Source organism: Variovorax sp. YR216 (assembly GCF_900107745.1).
In the GTDB taxonomy this organism is placed as follows: domain Bacteria; phylum Pseudomonadota; class Gammaproteobacteria; order Burkholderiales; family Burkholderiaceae_C; genus Variovorax.
The window spans coordinates 13,552-32,817 of the sequence record NZ_FNRO01000031.1 but is presented as its reverse complement, the minus strand read 5'-3'; the positions used below and the strand labels follow the sequence as shown (position 1 = coordinate 32,817).

The following is a 19,266-nucleotide window of genomic DNA, read 5'->3' as shown; positions in this document are numbered from 1 at the left end:
GGTGGATTGGCTCAACGGCAACCTGCAACGGGCGTTTCGCGCGAACAGAGGAAAGGCGTGGACCGCGGGCCTCGAATCGCTGGACGTGGAATATCTGGAATCAGGGCCACTCCAACTGCTCTCAGGCAGCATTCCGCCCTCGCTTCGCGGCGTGTTTTATCGGAATGGTCCAGCCCGTCACGAGCGCGGCGTTGCGCGCTATTCGCACAAATGGGACGCCGACGGCATGGTTCAAGCATTTCGAATTGGCGATGACGGAATTCGGCACATGGGTCGCTATGTGTCGACGAAGAAGCACCTGAATGAATCAGCTGCAGACGCGTTGCTCACCAGCACTTTTGCTACCCCCGTGTTGGGCATGAACGCTCTCAATACTGACGTCGACGAGATGAACGTGGCCAACATCAGCGTCACGATGTTCAACAACGAACTTCTAGCTCTTTGGGAGGCCGGTTCCGCCTATGCCCTCGATCCGAAGACGTTGCAGACGATCGGAGTCAAGGACTGGAGGGCGGGTGAGCTCGTTCGCCCCTTCTCAGCGCATCCGAAGATCGATTCATCAGGAACGATGTGGAACTTCGGATCCGATCCGATCAACGGGGTCCTGACCATCTTCAAGATCTCCAACCGAGGGCAAGTTGAAGCGTTCAAGCGGTTCAATGTGGAGAAGCTGCCGCCGATTCATGACTTTGCTGTCACAGCGAGGCATATGGTATTTCTGATGCCGCCAATGGAATTCGACACTGAACGCTTGCGGTCCGGACATGCGTTCGCGCGAGCCAGCGCATGGAGACCAAACTTGGGCACGCGCGTTCTAGTCGTTCGAAAAGATACGTGGACTTGTAAATGGCACGAACTTCCACCGATGGCGGGATTTCACATCGGGAATGCATGGGAAGACTCCTTAGGCACCATCCGCCTCGACTTCATGGGCGCGCAGAATCCTACGTCAATGTTTAGCGGCTGGACCATGATGGCCGGCGAATACAGCCACGCCAAAGGCGCCGTCATGACACTTGCCGAAATTCGTGCAAACGGAGGCGCAAGCTTGGAGCTCGTTGATGCACTCGAAGCCGAGTTCCCGGTGGTCGACCCGGCCGTCGTCGGATCTAGATACAGGAAGGTACTCTGCTTGGAAAGAACATTGTCTCGCCCTGCCAACCTTCCGGGATGGGATGCGGTATGCATGTTCGACGTCGATGATCGACATATGAATTCATTCTGCTTTGGGGACGGTTACGTGGTCGAAGAGCACGTCTTTGCAGGTGCTCCCGGGCGTGGTGCCGAGTGGGTTATCGGAGTTGTTCTCAACCTGAGTTCGAGAAGGACTGAGCTAACCATATTCGAAGCCAGCAATCTGTCCGCTGGACCGGTAGGAGTGGCGGGACTACCGTATGCCCTCCCATTCGGACTTCATGGTCACTTCCATCACGCGCACAGCCGCTGATTCGAAGCGCGCCGGCCCTCTCTCATCGCATTTCAAGCGTTGAGGCTCGGGCCCCGACGGAGTAGCCCAATGGTTTCCTGATCGTCGAGCGAGTTGGAGCACTCGGCGCCTAGCTCGCGCCCACCCGCGCACCTGAGCACTCGCACACCTGAGCACCTGCGGACTGACGGAACGTCGCACTGTCAGGCCGGGCTACTGATCGGTTGACGCAAACAAGCCGACGATTAGGTTGGGCCTCTTGGTCAGGCTGAGTTCCGAGCTACGTCCGGTGCCCTCTCGCTGCGCCATGAGTGAAGTGCATTTCATCATTCGGCGCACATGGCCCGGCCACCTCCGCTTCTGTCCCTAGCGGGGGCAACAGATTGCCGTCATGACCTCAAAGACGGCGTTTTGTTGCACCCCACACCCGGTTCGTGATTGTTGTGTCGAGAGCCTTCGGCAGAGGCACCGAAGTCATGAAGTTCTACATCTCGCTTCGTGCAGCAATGCCTGATTGAATAGCGTCGGCATGGAGAGCAAACGAATGAATGCGCCTAAGCGGCTTCGAGATCAATCCAGCCCAGCTTTCTAGTTAGATCGAGACCTGCAGATGCGAACTCCCACCACACATGAAGCCAGCGCCTTCAAGCCTTTGAAAACAGGCGGTTCCGCGCCGAGCAGCTTCCAGCAGTTTGCTGCGTTCGTTAGGTATCTGTGTGCAACATGGCGACAAGAGCTTCGCGAACCTTGTAGCTGTCTGGCGCGAGCGCGAGAGTATCGAGTCGTTCGACAACCTGCTTCCGACGTTCCTCAGGCAAGTTGTTCAACGCATGCGCAAGCACTGTCAGGGCTTGCTCTATGGACGGAGCGTCGTCGGTACCGTCGCCCATTGTGGGGTGGAGCAATTGCCAAGGCTTTTTCTTGAACAACCGGGCCAGTATGGCGACGTAGTCCACGTTCAGTGGATTGGCGCCGGCTTTTGCCCGATCAACAGTACTGCGGCCGACTTTCAGGCCGAGCTTCTCAGTCGCCCGCTCCACTGCAGGAGCGCTGCCATATGCCTCGCTCTCCGCCATCAGAGTCGCGAGATTCTTCCCGAGGATTTCCCGTATCGGTTGAGAGGAACTCATGTGCTGCCGACTTCCATTCGACGGACTCTACTGTTGCGAATACCCATGATTGGGTTGACATCAACCCATTTATGGGTAGACTTCCCACGAATGAGCAGCATTCTTCATGCCCTGATTGACCGATTGCGCGCTGTCGGGCCGTCTCGCTGGGAGCAGATCGCGAGCGATGCAGGCGTCGCCAAGACTTTGCCGCGCAAATTGGTATATGGCGACCGCGACAACCCGCGAGTCCAAACGATTCAACCATTGATCGCCTATTTCCAGGCGGTAGATCGGGGGGAAAGATCTTTGCCACCTCCTCTCCCGGATCGCGCGGCCGAACCCTTACCTCCCACGGCATAGCCCGACGCTAATCATCTACATAGGAGTTGTTGCATGAAAACACACCGACGGTTGATCGCCGTGGTACTTAACGTCGCCCTTGGCACTTGTTCGAACTCGGCCATTGCCGTCGGCTCTCCGCCTGTTTCCGGCGGCACGTTGATGCCCTTCATGGTCAGTGCGTCGGACACTTCGCTGGTGCCTGTACTCGTCCGCTGGGCCCAAACAGATGGTTTCGCGGTCGTGGTCGACGGCCGCCGCGTCACGACCAGGAGCCTGCGCGAAGAGGCATATCTTGATCTCCCACTGACACCCGAAGCGAGGGCCACGACAGGAGCGACTGCCGAGCAGGCGATCACGGCTGCGCTGAAGACCTACGCCGCCTACCGGTCAGATGTCGAAGTATCCGCAGTCTTCAAGCCTCCCTACTTCCTCTCGATCACGACGAAGAGGGCGACACCTGCGGTGGCATCGGTCGCGCCGCCTCAAAGCCCTCCTTCGCGGCAAACGGCTTCGCCACCGCCGGCAACAAAGCCTCTGCCGCCACCGACGACATCCGCAAGCGCGTCCACCAAAGTGATGCCTGCCCCGACGTGGGATGCCGCAGCTCGCAAGTCAGCTGGCGTCATGCCCGCCACGTGGCTTGTCGGCGACAGCCCATCCCTTCGCTCGGTCATCGAGATATGGGCTCGTCAAAGCGGTCACCAGGTCGAGTGGGCTTCGACGCACGACTACCAAATCACGGACGCGGTCAAGACCATCCGATACACCGGCACCTTCCGCGAAGCATTGATGCAACTCGCCGGATCATTCGGCCGCCTCGATGCGCCTTTGGGCATGACGTTCGGTCAGTCGGGCGGCCGCCCGGTTCTGCGCGTTTTCGATCTCTAAGAAATCCGCTAGCACCTCTCAGCACCTTCGTCGACCCACACCGCGAGAAAGGAGACCTCCACGCACCTCATGTCACCGATCACCCGATAACGCTCAGAACAACAAGACCCAAATAAAAGATTCATTGCTGTCACACACAAGGGAACCCTCGCTCATGAAAGCAAACTTCAACCACAAGAAAACCATCCTATCAGCGGCCTCGGCTGCATTCTTCATCGTCGCAGCGCCTGCGTCTCACGCCGGAGTCTTGATGTGCCAAAACCTGGGGACTGGTGCCCCCGGAGCCTCGACAGGATCACCACTGGAATCCACCGCGCTCGGGTGGGACCAAGGTGGCGAGAACGGCGGAGCCGGCATCACGACGGGACGGCTCGGATTCATCGCAGGCGCTGACACTTCAACTCAATGCCCCACGGGTTCATACGCAGTCGGCTACGCCGCGACGACCGCTGAACTGCAGGCCCTCATGGACAGTCACTCCAGCAGCGGCTCAGCAGATCCCAACATGGTCCGCTACAACAACGGCGGCACGTCTGAAAGCCCCGGCACCGTCACCGTCGCCGACGGCGTGAACGGCAAGGACGCCGTCAACGTCGACCAGCTCAACGACGGCATGTCGAACACGTTGAACAACGCCAACAGCTACACGGACAGCAAGGTCAACGAATCGATCAATATCGCCAACAACTACACCGATACCAAACTGGGAGACGCCTATAACTACACCGACGAGAAGACCAAGTACTTCAAGGCGAACTCGACCGAGCCGGACGCCATTGCCAAGGGCGTCGATGCCATCGCCGTGGGTGGCGGTGCAATCGCCAGCGGCGATCGCGCCATCGCCGGCGGCCTGAACGCCGAAGCCGTTGGCGACGACTCCGTTGTCTTCGGTGCGAACGCCAAGGGAACCGGCACCGGTACCGTCGCGGTAGGGTCCGGCGCACAAGCGAGCAAGGACGGCGATGTGGCTATGGGCTACGGTGCCGTTGCTGAGGGCGTCACCGGCGTCGGCTCGGCCGTCGCGATCGGCGCCGGCAACCGCGCGAGCGGTGCGGGTGCAGTAGCGATCGGCGACCCCAGCATCGCCACCGGCACTGGCACTGTCGCAATGGGCTTCAACGCCATTGCGACGGCCGACGGAACCGCAACGGGCGGCGCCGCCGACGGCGCGGTGGCGATCGGCAACGAGTCGATCGCCACCGGTCAGGGATCGGTCGCGATGGGCAACAAGTCAACGACCGGTGCGGCAGGCGGCGTCGCGATTGGCGACACCGCCCGTGCCTTGCACGCCAACGGCATTGCGCTTGGCACCGGAGCCACCGCCAATAACGCCAACGATGTCGCGCTCGGCGCAGGCTCGACCACGGCCGCGGCCGTCGCAACCACCGGAGCGACGATCAACTCCACTACCTACACCTTCGCCGGCACCGCCCCCACGAGCACCATCAGCGTGGGCGCAGAAGGCGCGGAGCGCACCGTCACCAACGTGGCCGCGGGACGCCTGAGCGCGACCAGTACCGATGCCGTCAACGGTAGCCAGCTGAATGCGACGAACCAGGCCGTCAACGCCATCGGTGTCAACATCACAGGGAACAACTCCAACAACCTGCCGGGTGCCCAAGCACCCGGCGAGAACTCCGTTGCGATCGGCCCAGGAAGCGTGGCGGATCGAAACAACACGGTCAGTTTCGGCTCGCCCGGCGCCGAACGCCAGTTGACAAACGTGGCACCCGGTGTGAACTCCACCGATGCGGCAAACCTCGGCCAAGTGCAAGGTCTCGTCCGCTCGGGCACCCAGGAGGCGGTGCAGCAGTCGAACGCGTACACAGATCGTCAGATTCAGGCGCTCGATTCCAAGACAAAGAAGGATATGGCGGGGGTCGGTGCGCTCGCCATGGCCTCCTCGGCACTGGTGCCCAATGCCCGCGCAGAAGGCAACACGAGCATCAGCATGGCCGCGGGCGAGTACGGCGGTCAGGCGGCGATTGCCGCCGGCGTCAACTACTACGCCAGCAACCAGGTGCTGCTCAACGCCAAGGTCGGCGTGACCAGCGCAGGCCCTTCCAAGGTCGGCTTCGCAATCGGCGCCACGTTCGGCTTCTGAGGCACGCCCGCCATGAAGCGAACACATCAGCTGTCGCTGATCGCGACAGCGCTGGGACTTATCTGCGGGTTGACCGCAGCCTCAGCGCAAACCACAACCGCCACCGAGGGCGCCGTCATTTCGACTGTCGCGCCCGAAGACGCGCAGTCGGCGCAAACCACGGCCTATTGGAAAGCCAAAGCCCAATGTTGGGCCGACTTGTCACAGGCAGAAGCCTCGCAGGGAGATACCCACAAGACGGCGGAGATTGCCGCGGGCAATGCGCGCCGGATCCGGGAATCGCTACAAGCAGGCAGCGAGCCTGGCCCTGACGCCGAGCGACCAATCTTCTCCCGCAAGTACGTCCCGTCAAAGGACGCACGCTACGGTCGACCGAGGTGGCGCGCCGACATCGAGACCGTCGACGCCGTCCTCAATCGCTATAAGGAGAGAGCTTGCCGAACCCCCAGGCTAGGCTGCCTGGAGGTGGCACAGCAGTCCGTGTACGAGAACATGGAAGAGACCCGGGGTGCTCGGTGGAACCACGGCCGCCCGGAGATCGACAAGGCGCTTGCCCTGGCGTCGGAGGCGGCAGCCGAGGTCGACGCCGTCTGCGGGCCACCCAAATCGCTCAATGGCATGGAAGTCTCCAAGCTCGAGCGGCCGCTGGAAACCATCGAACTGCCTTCGGACACGCTCTTCCGATTCGATCAGGCCGACACGGGCGGTTTGCTGCCGGGTGGACGCGAGGCGGTCACCGCGCTAGCCGGCAAGGTTATGGGCTATGGCCCGCGCGTCGGCGGGCTGCAGGTGGTCGGGCACACGGATCGCCTGGGCACGGCCAGCTATAACGCCGCGCTCTCGCAGCAGCGCGCGAACACCGTGGCGGACCTGCTCAAGGGCGCCGGCGTGACGCTACCCATCACCGCAACCGGTGTTGGGGCGAACGATCCCGCGACAGGTGACGCCTGCAGGGCCGCGAGGCCCCAGCAAGCTCTCATCGACTGCCTGCAGCCGGATCGGCGCGTCGTCGTCCGGATCATGCCCGCGGCGCGGTAGAGGTTAGCGACATCTGCTCGGGAAGGAACGCGGGCGAGGCGTCGTCTCGTCTGCGTCCCACCGACCGAGTTTCTGGCACACAGATCAGAGAGGCACACATGATCAGGAATCACAAGGCAGGAGCATTCGAGAAGGCGCTTACGGCAGCATTCGGGACCATGGTCGCGTTCGCACTGACCGCATGCGGCGGTGGAGGAGGCGGTGGCACAGGCGGCTATCCGGCAGCCATGTCGACGACAACGTCGACGCCCAGTTCAACAGCGACAGGGAGTTCAACCGGCACGCAACAGACCGCAGCCGAGCCTGGCTCCGAAGAGCTTGCGGCGTTCGAACTTCTGAACGACGAGCGATTGAAGTGCGGGTTTGGTCCCCTTGTGCGCAACAGCGCGCTGGATGCTGCGGCAAGGGGACACGCGAACTGGCTGCTGCTCAACAACCGAAATGGGCACTACCAGACTGAACGCACCCAAGGATTTACGGGCGTGAACGTGCTCGACCGTGCTTCTACTGCGGGCTACTCTGCCGGCTGGGTCGAGGACGAAAACGCTTCCTTTGCCAGAAGCAGTGCGACAGGCGTGGGACAACTGAGCATTCGCACTCTCTTGAGTGGCCCATATCACATGAGGGGCCTAGTTGACGGCTATCGCGATGTAGGGCTCGCTGTCATGACCAGCGAGGAAGCGGGCGCCACAAACCAGGCTAAGCGTGTTGTGGCGCAGGTGGACATTGGATACACCGGCAAAGACGGCAGGCGATCGTCTAGCCCCGGTGTCGTGTCGACCTATCCGTGCGATGGAACAAACGGCACATTCGCCCAGTCTACGAGCGAGTCGCCCAACCCCGTGCCGGGGCGCACTTCGCCAACGGGTCAGCCCATCTTTGTCTTCGGCGACTACGGCAAGTCGCTGACGATCAGCTCGGCGCTCCTTCAGGAAGTCATCACCGGCAACACCCCGACGCTATTGCCGACTATGTCGGCCACCACTGATCCCAACGGTTACCTCTGGGCTCACGAGGCAGCCATCCTGCCCGACCAGCCGCTCAAAACCAGCACGGCTTACCGGGTGACGATCGTTGGCATCAACGCCGGCAAGCCCTTCACAAAGACCTTCACTTTCACGACCGGCGCCTTCGCCAACGCTGCGAGCGCGCCGAACTAAAGGAGAGCAACTTGGCCAATCAGCATAACGCTAGCGCTGTCTCAGCTTCGGTCGACGCAAGCAGCAAACCGACCTGGACCGGCGGTTGGGAAGTCTCCACCGACGGTCGCTACGAGGTACGTCCTGTTGCCCGCCAGAGCACCGAAGGTTTCATAGCCGGCTACGAATCCTCATGGCGCGGTGGCGAAGGCCCAGTCGTCTACGCCGGGCCTCCCCATGCAAGCCTGCCCGAAGCGCAGAAGGCGGCCGAGTCCCACATTTACGAGCGCCTCCGCGAACACGACACCCCGCTGCAGCACTACCCGGAAGTGGGAAAGACCTATCGCGGCACGGTCATCTCCATCACCGACGCCGACCTCGTCATGGCTGTCGAGGGCCAACATATTCGGCACGAACGGCGCGAACTAAGTGGCCCGCAAGGCCTGCTTTCCCCAGGCGCCAAGGTCGAGATTCGCTACCCCGCAAACCGCGTCGGCATCCTGCGCGAATGGGGCGCGATGGAGATGCGCACAGGCACCTCCAAGGGCCGCGAGCCCAAGGGGTTCGGTTGATGCCCTCCCTGCCCTAACGATTCCAACATTTCCAAAGACTGTCACACATCAACAAGGCTTTCAAATGAATAACGAAACCGCTCTCCTGAAGAACACCGACGCTGCGCCCGCCGCGTCCAACGAGCGAGATAAGGCGACCGAACTCGCAATCAACGCCCTAGTCTTCGGCATCCTGCTCCTCCCGGGGCTCGCCAGCGCGCAAACCGCCGACGCTTCCGGGCTTTTCGGCGGCCTCACCAGCATCCTCAAATCCGTCGTCAACCTCCTCATTTACGAGTGGGGGTACTACATCGGCATCATCACGCTGGCCATTCAGGGCTACCGCTGGAAGACCGGTCGGATCGACCTGATGACACTGGGCGGCTGGGGATTCGGCATCGCTCTGGTCTTCTTCGCGCCCAATTTGGTCGGAAGCATTCGCAGCGCTGCGAGCGGTTCGGTGGGGTGAGCGCCGGTGAAGTCGACCCACGACGATGGTAGCGACGGCGAAGTGCTCGTCGCCGCGATGACCCGTCCCACCATGGTGGGCGGCTTCACGCTCACGAGCCTCGCCCTGAGCATCTACTTCCCGGGCATGGCCGCACTCACTATGCGATCGCTCTGGGCCGCGGCGCTGGTGCCGGTCTTCCTACTCGTGAGCTACCTCGTGTGCCTGAAAGACGTCTACCTCTTCGACATCTTCGAAGCGGCTATGCGCCTGAAGCATTGTCCGAACAAGAAGCACTGGAGGTGCCGCCGTTATGCGCCTCGCTAAAGCGTTCACCGAGAGCCTCAGGCGCACGTTTGACATGTCGATGTCGGTGCCACCCGCCCCCGCAGGCGCAGTAGTCGATGCAAGGGAACTGGCCCTGAGCGACATGATCCCGTACACCGTCCACTACGACGACGAGACCGTCATCACCAAGGACGACGGTCTGGTGCAGGTCATCAAGATCGATGGCCTGTACTTCGAATCGCTCAGCGACGAGCAGATCAAGCAGTTCGAACGCCAGCGCAATACGGTACTCCGCTCCATCGCCAATAGCGATCGCGGCGTCTACGTCCATCTGATCCGCAAGCGGCTCAACCGCTATCCCGAGGGCGAAGGCGGCACATGGTTTTCGCGCCATTTCAACGAAGCCTGGCGTCGGCGCTACGAGCAACGCTCATTTTTCGTCAACGAGATCTACATCTCGATCGTCCGCAACCGCTTCCGGCAGGGCATGCCGGGCTTTCTCGATCGCCTGTTCTCGGTCTTTTCTGCCTCCAAGGCCACCCAGGAAGACATCGAGTCCTTCGAAGAACAGTCGAAGGACCTCAACGAGGCCGCGAGCCTGGTGGTCCAGACGCTATCGGCCTACGGCGCGCGCAAGCTGCGCATTCAGCGCCGACCGACGTTTCCCTGGGCTAGGGCAACCCGCGCCGAGGCGCAGGCTGCGATCGAGCGCTTTGGCCTGAGCTGGCACCAGTTCCAGCGCGACCACGGCTACGAAGATCTGTACCGCAGCGATCACGTCCTCGACTACCTGGGCGAGGACTTCACCGAGATAGGCGGCTTTCTGCACTACCTCGTCAACCTCGAGGATCAGCGCATCCCCGTCTCTGAACTACCGCTCGATCGTTCCCTGGCCGCGTCCTGGATTGACTGCAGGATGGTTGGCAACACCATGGCCGTACAGAACGTCGACGGCACACGCGCTGCCGCCGTGCTCAGCATGGCCGAGTGGCCGGCCCGCACCCCGTCGCGGATGCTCGACGAATTCCTCAAGCAGCCGGTTGAGTTCGTCCTCACCCAGTCGTTCTTCTTCACCGATCGCATCAGCGCCGAGCACGACATGAAGCAGGAACGCCGACGCCTCGCGGTCAACGATCATTCGGGCGTCTCGGAAGAGGACACGCAGGAGATCACCAAGGGCCTGCAGGATCTCACGCGCGGTCGCTCGGTCAACGGCCTGCATCATCTGACCATCCTCGTCCATATTGGCGCCGACACCAGCTCCAAGGATGCGGTCGAAGCCAAGCGCCAAACCATCGCCGAACTTGACGACGCGGTCGGTCTCATGAAGAAGGCCTTCGTGAACCTCGGCGTGCGGCCGGTGCGCGAATGGTTCGCGGCCGAGACCTTCTTCTGGGCGCAGCTGCCCGGCCAGGCCCAGCACTTCATGGGCCGGCGCGGGAAGATCAAGTCCGGCAACTTCGCAGGCTTCGCCTCGCTGCACAACTTCGCGACTGGCAAGGTCCACGGGAACCTCTGGGGCCCGGCGATCATGGCCTTCGAGACCGAGAGCGGCTCCGCCTACAACTTCAACTTCCATCGGGAGCTGGAAGGCATGGTCGCCGGCCACACCGCTTTCACTTCGGACACCGGCGCCGGCAAGACCACCCTCCTCGCCGCTTTGATCGCCATGGCCGACAAGGCCCGCCCGCGGGTCTTCTGGTTCGACAACCGCGAAGGCGCAAAAGTGTTCATGTGCGCGATGGGCGGTCTGCACACGACGCTCTCGGTGCACGGCAGCATGGGATGGAATCCGTTCAGGCTCCCCGACACGCCCGAGAACCGCTCCTACCTCGTCGAGCTCCTCACCCTCATGCGTACCTGCTACGGCGGGGAGATCCAGCCCGATGACATCGAGCGCTTCCAGAAGGCGGTCACCGAAAACTACCAGTTGCCCGAAGCCGATCGGCGCCTGCGCAACATCGCCTGGTGCTTCGGGCAGGGAGAACTCGCCAAGGACATGCGCGTATGGCATGGCAACGGCGCGAACGCCGGTGTTTTCGACAACGAGCACGACAGCGTCGACTTGACGAGATGCCGGCACTACTGCTTCGAGATGCGCCAGCTCATCAAGGACGAGGTCGCCCGCCCGGAGCTGCCTGTCGTCCTGAGCTATCCGTTCCACCGCATCGAGCAGGCCATGAACGGCGAGCCTTTCATCCTGGTCCTTGAGGAAGGGCAGAACCTTGTGAAGCACGCCTTCTGGCGCGCCAAGATCGACAGCTACATCATGCAGATCCGGCGCAAGAACGGCCTCCTGATCTTCGTCACGCCAGACGCCAAGTACCTGTACTGCGAGACCGATTCGATCCAGAAGCAGTCGGCCACCAGGATCTACCTGCCCAATGGGCAAGCCAAGCGCGCCGACTACGTGGATGCCCTGGACGTCTCGCCCACCGCCTACGAATTCGTGCGCGACACACCGCCCGAGCAGCGCAAGTTCCTCATCCAGCGCGGCAACGAGACCGTCAAGGCGATCTTCGACCTTTCGGACATGCCGCAGTTCATTCCCGTCCTGTCCTCCAACGACAAGGGCGTGGCCCTGATGCACGAGATCCAGCGCGAGCTTGGCACCGAAGACCCCGAGCGCTGGGTGCCGGTCTTCATGGAGCGCGCGATCGCCAAGAACACCCACAACCTCATACCAAAGGGAGCTACCGGATGAAACCTGTCACCAAGAACCTTGCACTTGCCTGCCTCGCCCTGTGCATGCACGCCGGCGCATCCGCCCAGCTCGTCGTCGCGGCCCCGATCTCGGACACGCTGAGCACCATGAACCAGGCCGAGACGATTGCCAAGTGGGTGGAGCAGATCGCCGAGATGAAGCGTCAGTACGACCAACTCAAGCAGCAGTACGACGCCGTGACGGGCAGCTACGGCCGCGGTCAGATCGGTCTTTCGGATTCGATCAACGCCTCCTCGGTCGTGCCCGGCTCCTGGCAGGAGGTTGTCGCCCTGCAGTCCAAGGGCTCCTACGGCACCAAGCAGGACCAGTACGAGCAGTTACTCAAGACCATGCCGCAGGAGCTCTTCCAGAACCCGCAGGGGCAGACCGCGACGAGCTACAAGCTCAGCACCGACTCAGTGCGCGCGGCCATGTCCGGCGGTGATGCGCTTTACGGGCAAGTGCAGACGCACCTGAACAACCTCGCCAAGCTCAGCCAGCAGGTGGACTCGACCTCCAACGTCAAGGATGCCCAGGACCTGCAGAACCGGATCGCGACCGAGAACGGGATGCTGCAAAGCGCCATGGGCAAGCTGGGTGCGATGAACCTCAACCTGCAGGCCAACGCGCTCAATCAGCAGAACCAGGCCACGGCGGAGAACAACCGCTTCTTCCGCAACTGACCGACCAAGGGAGGAAACATGTCGCTTCTCAAGAACCTCTTCACGCTCGTGAAGATCATCACCGCTCCGTTCTGGCTTCCAAGCTGGTTGACTCTATGGCTGCTCAGGAAGGGGTGGCGTCTGCTCCTTCTTGCCTTCGTCGTGAGCGCGGCTTCCGGTTGCACAAGCCTGTCGAACAAGTTCGACAAGTCGCCCTGCGCCTGCGATTTCAGGCCCCTGAACACGATCGCTCTGGAGAGCACAGACCATGCGTAGGCTTTGGACATTAATCGTCGCCTTCGTCACGGGTATCGCGACGGGAGGCGGCGCTGTCTACATCCTGCATGCGGGCCAGACCATTGCCCCGCCGGCCAATCCGCTACTGACCGCGAATCGCGCAGAAATGCTGCGACTGGTGCCGAACTTCTTCGAGCCCTGCGGCGCCATCGTCTTCGAAGATGCCAAGACCTCCTCGCCGCATGCCAAGGAAGGCTGCGTCGATCAGATCAAGACCAGCGTCTGGAATCAAAGCCAAATTCGCCTGAACGACGACGATGTCCTCGATCCTCGCGTCAGAGCGCGCTGGCTTCAAGTAGTGAGGGGTAAGTAGCCATGGCATCGATGACCCTCACTGGGATGGTCGGCGGAGCCGACAGTGTCACTCAGGCATTTCTGAACCAGACGTATCCGGCACTCGCCACAGCGGTCAGCACCCCAGTCTACTTGGCAGCGATCCTTTACTGGGCATTGTTCGGCTATCGAATCTACGCCGGTCACTCGCCATTGGCGTGGAAGGACTTTCTGGCCAAGGCGGTCCTCACCGCTGCTGTCTTTGGCACGTTGAACTGGAGCGGCTTCGCGGGCTCGATCTACAACGCCTTCGTGTCCTTCATGGAAGGCGCGGCCGGCACGATCATGGCCGGCCAACCGACCGCGAACATGCTGGACGCGCTCTTTCAGAACGTCTCGGCGGTGGCCAACGCGCTACTGAAGGCCAACTTCTATCAGCTCGCCATGATCCAGGCGGGCGTGATCCTGTTCCTTGTGAACTGCATCCTGTTCGTGGTCGCGCTGTTCTACATGACCATTGCCAAGTTCGGCCTGGCAATCACCATGGTTCTGCTGCCGATCTTCTCGGCCTTCTTCCTTTTCGAGCAGACGCGCCATTGGGGGATGAATTGGCTCAACACCATGTTGACGTCCAGCATCATGTACGTCCTGGTTGTGGCCATCGTGCGCTTCGGCTTCCTGGCTTTTGGCGACGCATTCGATGCGGCCGGGAAGATCGCGCAGAACACGTCGGTGGTGCAAGCGGCGGCCGATACAACGCTGGTGAGTGCAGACATCTTCCAGCTTGTGGTCGTAGAAGGCATTCTGATCCTATTCATGCTGGGCGTGCGTAGCTGGGCCGCCGCGCTCGCCAGCGGAGCTGCCGCATCCACCGGCGTTCTCATGATGATCGTGCGCTCTGCCATCACCAAGGGAGCAGGACGATGAGCGCGGGCAGCAAAACCTTCCGAGGCGATGTCGCGAGCGCGGCGCTGCAGCTCGGGGGAACCAACAAGCTCCGGCAGGAACGCAACAGGGCCTACCTCCTCATCGCCCTGCTCCTCATCTGCGTGGCCGGCCTCGGTGGCGCAGTCGCCGTGCTGGCGAAGATACACACGGTCATTCCCGTGGTGTCGGTACTAGACGCCAACGGTCATGTCATCAAGCAGGAGATCACGTCGCGCGAGTCCTTGACGGCCCACGAAAGCTTCGTGCAGAGCCAGATCAACGACTTCGTCGTGTATTGCAACACCTTCGATCCGGCCTGGCGCCAGCGATATGCGGATCTGTGCCGGTTGCACGCCACGCAGGAGGTTGCGCGTCAGTACGACGCCGAGACGGCTGCCGAGAACCCGAACAATCCGTACTACCACCTCGGTGCGGGCGGCAGGCGCTCGCCACGCATCACGGCGATCACCGCGATTGGCAAGGACCAGGTGTCCTTCCAGTCTATTCTCGAGAAGCCGGGTGCCGAAGCCAAGGTCGAGTACTTCACCGCGCTCGTTCACTACACATACACCTTCAAGCCACTGGCTCTGGGCGACCGTTGGGAGAACCCGCTCGGCTTCGCGGCCACCGCGTACCGCAAGGACCAGGAGCTGAGCCGCCAATAGCGCACCAATGCATCGCGCCCATACGGCTGCGCCTCATGACAAGAAAGAGAACGATATGAAGAATCAGACTCCAAAGAACCCTCTCGCTGTCACACCTCTTTTCGCTTCATTCGCCGCAGTGCTCGCTCTCGGCGCAGGCCTTTGCTCGTGTGCGGCGCCCGCACACGCGGCCAAGTTCCCGAACCCGCTGGTCACCGACAACCGCGTCAGGCAGGTGGCCTACGACCCGAACCAGGTGTACGAGATCGTCGGCACCTACGGCTACCAGACATCGATCGAGTTCGCCGCAGACGAGAAAGTCGAGGTCGTCACCCTCGGTGACTCCATCGCCTGGCAGACGGTGCCCTACCGCAACCGCCTGTTCCTGAAGCCTGTTGAGCCAAACGCCGAGACGAACCTGACGGTCATCACCGACCGGCGCACCTACTACTTCAAACTCATGAGCGGCAAGGGGCGGGCCACGCAGACCTTCCTGGTGCGCTTCGTCTACCCACAGGCCTTGCAGCGATCGGCAGGCTCGATGCAGCGCGACACGTTCAGCGGCATGAACGGCCCAGGCACGTCCGGCAACGCGCCGGCCATCGACATGGCCCGCATGAACATCGACTACAGCACTTCCGGAGAGACCGGTGCCATCCAGCTGAAGCGCGCTTTTGACGACGGCCAGTTCACCTATTTCCAGTTCGACAAGGGCGCCGAGATCCCCGCCGTCTACACCGTCGGGCCGGATGGGACTGAGTCGATCGTCAACACGCGCCGAGAAGGTGGTTACCTCGTGGTCGAACGCACTGCGGGTCGCTTCACGCTTCGTAACGGAGAAGCGTACCTGTGCGTGCAGAGCAACGCGCTCGCCGGTCACCGCTCGTCCATCATCTTCGGTCGCCCCGGCGGACGCACCAGTCGGGGCGGCGAGTGATGGCCGAGCACGGTGACAAGCCCACCAACCCTCTGAAGGCCGAGCGAGAAGCCGCCCTGGGATCCTGGGAGAAGCAGGCCAACAGTTCGATCATCGCCGACGGGCGCAAGAAGAAGCTGAGTGGTGTCGCCCTTGCCGTCTTGACGTTGGCCGCGCTTGGCGCGGTCTGGTATGTCCAGAATGGCTCCAGATCCCAGACCCCTTCCGCGAACCGCGATCTGACGATCGCCGAGCGCAAGCCCGTTCCGAAACTCAAGGAACCCTCGAACCAGGCTGCAGCCACCGTCCCGCCCGTCACCAATGCCGCAGCGCCCGCGACCTCCCCAACGCCGGCAACGGTCACGCAGACCTCCGGCCCGCAAGAGGACCCGCTCGAAGCTCAGCGCCGTGAGCAAGAGCGCCGCATGCTCGAGGCGCGCCTGAAGTCCGCGATCATCCCGCCGAACTCCGCGAACCGTGCGCCGCAGCAAGACGACGCCCAAAAATCGATCGCCGCAGCAGGCGACCGGGTGGCGGCCGCCGAGCAAGCCGCGCGAGCGCCACAGGACAGCAACTCGCGGTTTGCCCGGGGGGTGTCCGGCAATGGCGTGCCGACAAGCCTGGCCAGTACCATCGACCATCTCGACTACAAGATCCTGCAGGGGAAGATGGTCGAGGCGGTGCTCGAGCCGCGTGCGATCTCCGACCTGCCGGGCATGATCTGCGCGACGGTTCAGCGCGACGTCTACGGCTCGCAGGGCCGCGTCACGCTGATTCCATGGGGATCGAGGGTCTGCGGGGTTTACAGCGCCGAGTTGCGCAAGGGACAGGATCGCCTCTTTGCGGTCTGGAACACCCTGCGTCGGCCCGATGGCGTGCAAGTCACGCTTGACAGCGTCGGCGCCGACCAGCTTGGCACCGCGGGCATGGGCGGTCTGGTCGACACGCACTTCGCGGAGATCTTCGGCGTCTCCGCCCTGCTCTCGATCATCGGCGCCGGCGCCGCCAATGTGGGTGTGAGCTCGATGGACCAGCAGAACTCCTCGTCCTACTACCGCCAGTCGGTCCAGCAGGCAGCCGCGCAGACTTCCCAGACGGTGCTGCAGCCCTATGTGAACATGCCGCCCACCATCACGGTGCCAGCGGCCACCCGCATCCGGATCTACGTCAACCGGGATCTGGACTTCACGTCGATCTACAAGGCCGACATCGAGCTTGCCAAGCACGATGGCGTGACCTTCATCAACTGAAGGGCCGGTCGATGTCGCAGATCGCGTCCTTCAGGTCGAAGCTCGCCCCGCTCACGCGCTACCTCGATGACCCGAGCGTCACCGAGCTCCAAATCAACAAGCCCGGAGAGATCTGGCTGCGCACGAGGGATTCCTTCTACGCGCAGCGGATTGAAGTGCCTGAGCTGAATTTCCAACTCTTGCACTCCCTTGCGGAAGTCACGGCCTCGTTCAGGAGCCTGGAAGTCGACAGGGACAGCCCGATCCTCTCGGCCGAGATCCCGGTCAACCTCGAGGACGGCGTCCCCGACTTCGAGCGGGGGACCTACCGCACCGAGATGATCCTGCCTCCCGTCGTTCCGGAGGGGACCGTCACGATCACGATCCGCAAGCAGTCGCTGGTGAAGATGGACCTGGACAAGTACCAGGCCCAAGGCGCTTTCCGGTTCGTGAACCAGGAGGTCGACGACGAGCCGTATTCGGACGATCGCCTGCGAGACCTTTACCGGTCGGGCAACTGGAAGGAGTTCCTTCGTGCGGCCGTGCTCGCGCACAAGACGATCGTCATTTCCGCCGGCACGTACTGCGGCAAGACCACGTGTCTGAACGCCTTGCTGCAGTACATCCCTGCACATGAGCGCCTGGTGACCATCGAGGACTCGCGTGAGGTCGAGCCCATCCAGCTGAACTGGGTGCGGCTGTCCTATGCGCGCAGCCAGGCGGCCAGCCAGTTTGCCGTGACCCCGATGCTTCTCCTGCGGTGCTGCATGCGGCTCACCCCTGACCGCATCATCATCGGCGAGATCCGTGGCCCGGAAGCGATCGAGTTCCTGAACATGCTCAACACCGGCCACCGGGGTTCGATCACCACGCTGCATGCCGATTCGCCGGCCGAGATGTACGACCGCTTCGGCGAACTGATGGACGGGAACACGTCGCTCACCCGTGACCAGATCATCGAGCGCGTGAAGCGCCGCGTCGACGTTGTCGTGCAGTGGAAATACACCGAGCGCAACGGCCGCTACATCTCGGAGATCCAGTATGCGGGTGCTTGAACGTCGGCGAAGGGACGCGAAGTTCCCCGTGCTAGAGCAGATGGCGGGAGGCGTCGTCGAGCATCGCAGACGCCACCCATCCTCGATTGACAGCAATCGCCAGCAAGATCAGCAGCACGGTGATGACGACCTGCGCAATGAAGGCCAGCCGTTCGCGCCTGCGAGCATGCCCAAAGGGATCGTCCGAGCTGCAGTGCAGACAGGACCGTGCTGTCGGAATGAGCGATCGACCGCAGTCGATGCAGGTAAGCGACGCCATCGCAATCTCCTCCTGGACGGTTTGACTTGTTTTTGGCGATCTTACCCAGGCGTGCTATTGACGGCTGTCTGCGCAGTGCTCCTGGCTATCGCGCCGGGTCCTGTCTCTGCAAACCCGTCACCGCTCCCCTTCGACGAGCTGGCCGCGCGCTGCGCGCCCGACATCCATCCGACCACGCTCAAGGGTGTGGTGTCCACCGAATCGTCGTGGAACCCCTACGCGATCGGCGTGGTGGGCGGAAGCCTCCAGCGTCAGCCACGCAGCCTCGACGAGGCGGTGGCCGCGGCCCGAGACCTGGAGAGCAAGGGCTTCAACTTCTCCATGGGTCTCGGCCAGGTCAACCGCTACAACCTCGCCAAGTACAGCCACACCTACGAGACCATCTTCGAACCCTGCGGGAATCTCAAGGCAGGTGCGGCGATCCTGAAGGACTGCTACCTGCGCGCCCGGGAACGGATTCCTGACGACCAGCAGGCACTGCGCGCCGCCTTCAGCTGCTACTACTCGGGCAACTTCACGCGCGGCTTCCGTCCGGATTCGACGGGCCAGCCGAGCTACGTACAGAAGGTCGTCGCCAACGCGATCGATCTGGCGCAATCCAGCCCGGTCGTGCCTGCGGTCCAGCCGCAGGCTTCCGACAGTGCGATACCAGTTCGATCGGCCGCTCGGCCCTCCTCCCCACGGACAGCGAGGACGCGGCCTTCAGATCCTTCGCCATGGGTCGTCTATGCGGATGCGCCCGCCCAGCGTGTCGACACCCCACAACAGGCCGCCTCGCCTGACACGGCGCCGGTCAAGGTGCAGCTGCTCACGCCCACATCACCCGCGCCAGCCTCAGCGGCACGGAACGCACTGGCACCAACACCGACACCTGCGCGAGCAGTTCAGCCGACCAACGCGCAGCAAGACGCGCCGTTCGTCCAGTTCGTCAACTAGGGCGGGCACTGCCATGAACCACAGAGCC

At 62.4% G+C, this 19,266-nt stretch carries 20 protein-coding genes; 18 read left to right on the top strand and 2 right to left on the bottom strand.

Going from position 1 to position 19,266, the window contains the following annotated elements:
• Position 1 precedes the first annotated feature (1 nt).
• Positions 2-1,447: a carotenoid oxygenase family protein gene (locus tag BLW05_RS34470; RefSeq protein ID WP_177142950.1), complete on the top strand. Its 1,446-nt coding sequence runs from the start codon at positions 2-4 to the stop codon at positions 1,445-1,447.
• A 683-nt stretch (positions 1,448-2,130) separates the two neighbouring features.
• On the opposite strand, the gene BLW05_RS34465 is transcribed toward BLW05_RS34470, so the two are convergent.
• On the bottom strand, positions 2,131-2,556 hold the full coding sequence (locus tag BLW05_RS34465) for a hypothetical protein (RefSeq protein WP_093169315.1): 426 nt from the start codon (positions 2,554-2,556) through the stop codon (positions 2,131-2,133).
• Between the two features lie 375 nt (positions 2,557-2,931).
• On the opposite strand from BLW05_RS34465, the gene BLW05_RS34460 reads away from it, so the two are divergent.
• The 16 genes from BLW05_RS34460 (at position 2,932) to virB11 (ending at position 18,043) form a co-directional block, all read left to right on the top strand.
• Entirely contained in the window at positions 2,932-3,768 is an 837-nt protein-coding gene (locus BLW05_RS34460; RefSeq protein ID WP_093169313.1) for a TcpQ domain-containing protein, read from the top strand.
• Positions 3,769-4,273: 505 nt separating this feature from the next.
• The gene (locus BLW05_RS34455; protein ID WP_093169311.1) at positions 4,274-5,872 is read left to right on the top strand and encodes a YadA family autotransporter adhesin; all 1,599 of its coding nucleotides are present in this window, start codon (positions 4,274-4,276) and stop codon (positions 5,870-5,872) included.
• Positions 5,873-5,884: 12 nt separating this feature from the next.
• Positions 5,885-6,910, top strand: a complete 1,026-nt coding sequence (locus tag BLW05_RS34450) for an OmpA family protein (RefSeq protein WP_093169309.1) — start codon at positions 5,885-5,887, stop codon at positions 6,908-6,910.
• 98 nt (positions 6,911-7,008) lie between these two features.
• Entirely contained in the window at positions 7,009-8,070 is a 1,062-nt protein-coding gene (locus tag BLW05_RS35790) for a CAP domain-containing protein (RefSeq protein WP_143045020.1), read from the top strand.
• Positions 8,071-8,081: 11 nt separating this feature from the next.
• Positions 8,082-8,621 (top strand): KfrB domain-containing protein, encoded by a 540-nt coding sequence (locus BLW05_RS34440; RefSeq protein ID WP_093169305.1) that lies wholly within the window; start codon positions 8,082-8,084, stop codon positions 8,619-8,621.
• 64 nt (positions 8,622-8,685) lie between these two features.
• Positions 8,686-9,069: a TrbC/VirB2 family protein gene (locus BLW05_RS34435; RefSeq protein WP_093169303.1), complete on the top strand. Its 384-nt coding sequence runs from the start codon at positions 8,686-8,688 to the stop codon at positions 9,067-9,069.
• A gap of 6 nt (positions 9,070-9,075) precedes the next feature.
• Positions 9,076-9,375 carry a VirB3 family type IV secretion system protein gene (locus BLW05_RS34430; protein WP_256330644.1) on the top strand — a complete coding sequence of 100 codons (300 nt, stop codon included), beginning with the start codon at positions 9,076-9,078 and terminating at the stop codon, positions 9,373-9,375.
• Entirely contained in the window at positions 9,362-12,040 is a 2,679-nt protein-coding gene (locus tag BLW05_RS34425; RefSeq protein ID WP_218135275.1) for a VirB4 family type IV secretion/conjugal transfer ATPase, read from the top strand. The genes BLW05_RS34430 and BLW05_RS34425 overlap by 14 nt, the downstream gene beginning before the upstream one ends.
• Positions 12,037-12,723 (top strand): TrbJ/VirB5 family protein, encoded by a 687-nt coding sequence (locus tag BLW05_RS34420; protein WP_093169300.1) that lies wholly within the window; start codon positions 12,037-12,039, stop codon positions 12,721-12,723. The genes BLW05_RS34425 and BLW05_RS34420 overlap by 4 nt, the downstream gene beginning before the upstream one ends.
• Before the next feature lie 18 nt (positions 12,724-12,741).
• The gene (locus tag BLW05_RS34415; protein WP_093169298.1) at positions 12,742-12,978 is read left to right on the top strand and encodes a hypothetical protein; all 237 of its coding nucleotides are present in this window, start codon (positions 12,742-12,744) and stop codon (positions 12,976-12,978) included.
• A complete protein-coding gene (locus BLW05_RS34410; RefSeq protein ID WP_093169296.1) occupies positions 12,971-13,312 on the top strand; it encodes a hypothetical protein in 342 nt (113 codons plus the stop codon). The genes BLW05_RS34415 and BLW05_RS34410 overlap by 8 nt, the downstream gene beginning before the upstream one ends.
• A gap of 2 nt (positions 13,313-13,314) precedes the next feature.
• Entirely contained in the window at positions 13,315-14,199 is an 885-nt protein-coding gene (locus BLW05_RS34405; protein WP_093169294.1) for a TrbL/VirB6 family protein, read from the top strand.
• On the top strand, positions 14,196-14,864 hold the full coding sequence (locus tag BLW05_RS34400) for a VirB8 family type IV secretion system protein (protein WP_093169292.1): 669 nt from the start codon (positions 14,196-14,198) through the stop codon (positions 14,862-14,864). The genes BLW05_RS34405 and BLW05_RS34400 overlap by 4 nt, the downstream gene beginning before the upstream one ends.
• 7 nt (positions 14,865-14,871) lie before the next feature.
• Entirely contained in the window at positions 14,872-15,780 is a 909-nt protein-coding gene (virB9, locus tag BLW05_RS34395) for a P-type conjugative transfer protein VirB9 (RefSeq protein ID WP_256330643.1), read from the top strand.
• Positions 15,780-17,009 carry a TrbI/VirB10 family protein gene (locus tag BLW05_RS34390; protein WP_093169288.1) on the top strand — a complete coding sequence of 410 codons (1,230 nt, stop codon included), beginning with the start codon at positions 15,780-15,782 and terminating at the stop codon, positions 17,007-17,009. Before virB9 ends, BLW05_RS34390 begins: the two co-directional genes overlap by 1 nt.
• A gap of 11 nt (positions 17,010-17,020) precedes the next feature.
• Positions 17,021-18,043: a P-type DNA transfer ATPase VirB11 gene (gene virB11 / locus BLW05_RS34385; RefSeq protein ID WP_093169286.1), complete on the top strand. Its 1,023-nt coding sequence runs from the start codon at positions 17,021-17,023 to the stop codon at positions 18,041-18,043.
• A gap of 31 nt (positions 18,044-18,074) precedes the next feature.
• On the opposite strand, the gene BLW05_RS36235 is transcribed toward virB11, so the two are convergent.
• On the bottom strand, positions 18,075-18,302 hold the full coding sequence (locus BLW05_RS36235; RefSeq protein WP_177142949.1) for a hypothetical protein: 228 nt from the start codon (positions 18,300-18,302) through the stop codon (positions 18,075-18,077).
• Positions 18,303-18,377: 75 nt separating this feature from the next.
• On the opposite strand from BLW05_RS36235, the gene BLW05_RS34380 reads away from it, so the two are divergent.
• Positions 18,378-19,238, top strand: a complete 861-nt coding sequence (locus BLW05_RS34380) for a lytic transglycosylase domain-containing protein (RefSeq protein WP_256330642.1) — start codon at positions 18,378-18,380, stop codon at positions 19,236-19,238.
• Positions 19,239-19,266 lie beyond the last annotated feature (28 nt).

Bases quoted from the DNA above. Each gene is read 5' to 3' on its own strand.
- BLW05_RS34455 (WP_093169311.1), top strand. From the start codon at position 4,274: ATGGTCCGCTACAACAACGGCGGCACGTCTGAAAGCCCCGGCACCGTC.
- BLW05_RS34410 (WP_093169296.1), top strand. From the start codon at position 12,971: ATGCGTAGGCTTTGGACATTAATCGTCGCCTTCGTCACGGGTATCGCG.
- virB9 (WP_256330643.1), top strand. From the start codon at position 14,872: ATGCATCGCGCCCATACGGCTGCGCCTCATGACAAGAAAGAGAACGAT.
- BLW05_RS34390 (WP_093169288.1), top strand. From the start codon at position 15,780: ATGGCCGAGCACGGTGACAAGCCCACCAACCCTCTGAAGGCCGAGCGA.
- BLW05_RS34460 (WP_093169313.1), top strand. From the start codon at position 2,932: ATGAAAACACACCGACGGTTGATCGCCGTGGTACTTAACGTCGCCCTT.
- BLW05_RS34465 (WP_093169315.1), bottom strand. From the start codon at position 2,556: ATGAGTTCCTCTCAACCGATACGGGAAATCCTCGGGAAGAATCTCGCG.
- BLW05_RS35790 (WP_143045020.1), top strand. From the start codon at position 7,009: ATGATCAGGAATCACAAGGCAGGAGCATTCGAGAAGGCGCTTACGGCA.
- BLW05_RS36235 (WP_177142949.1), bottom strand. From the start codon at position 18,302: ATGGCGTCGCTTACCTGCATCGACTGCGGTCGATCGCTCATTCCGACA.
- BLW05_RS34420 (WP_093169300.1), top strand. From the start codon at position 12,037: ATGAAACCTGTCACCAAGAACCTTGCACTTGCCTGCCTCGCCCTGTGC.
- BLW05_RS34450 (WP_093169309.1), top strand. From the start codon at position 5,885: ATGAAGCGAACACATCAGCTGTCGCTGATCGCGACAGCGCTGGGACTT.
- virB11 (WP_093169286.1), top strand. From the start codon at position 17,021: ATGTCGCAGATCGCGTCCTTCAGGTCGAAGCTCGCCCCGCTCACGCGC.
- BLW05_RS34405 (WP_093169294.1), top strand. From the start codon at position 13,315: ATGGCATCGATGACCCTCACTGGGATGGTCGGCGGAGCCGACAGTGTC.
- BLW05_RS34435 (WP_093169303.1), top strand. From the start codon at position 8,686: ATGAATAACGAAACCGCTCTCCTGAAGAACACCGACGCTGCGCCCGCC.
- BLW05_RS34415 (WP_093169298.1), top strand. From the start codon at position 12,742: ATGTCGCTTCTCAAGAACCTCTTCACGCTCGTGAAGATCATCACCGCT.
- BLW05_RS34400 (WP_093169292.1), top strand. From the start codon at position 14,196: ATGAGCGCGGGCAGCAAAACCTTCCGAGGCGATGTCGCGAGCGCGGCG.
- BLW05_RS34425 (WP_218135275.1), top strand. From the start codon at position 9,362: ATGCGCCTCGCTAAAGCGTTCACCGAGAGCCTCAGGCGCACGTTTGAC.